This is a genomic window from Nostoc sp. CALU 1950, from assembly GCF_051172895.1.
In the GTDB taxonomy this organism is placed as follows: Bacteria; Cyanobacteriota; Cyanobacteriia; order Cyanobacteriales; family Nostocaceae; genus Nostoc; species Nostoc edaphicum_A.
The window spans coordinates 1-275 of record NZ_JBDNJQ010000470.1 but is presented as its reverse complement, the minus strand read 5'-3'; the positions used below and the strand labels follow the sequence as shown (position 1 = coordinate 275).

General features: G+C 32.7%; 1 protein-coding gene. It reads right to left on the bottom strand.

Going from position 1 to position 275, the window contains the following annotated elements:
* The coding region (locus ABF638_RS38455; protein WP_435027964.1) for a transposase family protein at nucleotides 1-275 on the bottom strand (275 nt) is incomplete at both ends.

The window sequence follows — 275 nt, the reverse complement described above, 5'->3', positions numbered from 1 at the left end:
AAATTACTTGTTCATATTTTTGGGGATTTAATCTAAACCTTTCTTGAACAACTCGGAATATTTTTAACGAACGGATTCGGTGTTCAACAAATATTCGTTTGGCGGAAAACTCTTGATTTTCTTTTTTCTGATCAATTGTTAACTTTGCATTTCTCGGTGTTTTAATGGGAGTGTCAATTAAATCTTCTCCTAGATATCCTAAGTCTCCCTTAAATTTTTGTTTTGGGTCAAAGTTATCACGGTTCTCACGGAATAAAGTTATATCGCTTTTTGGA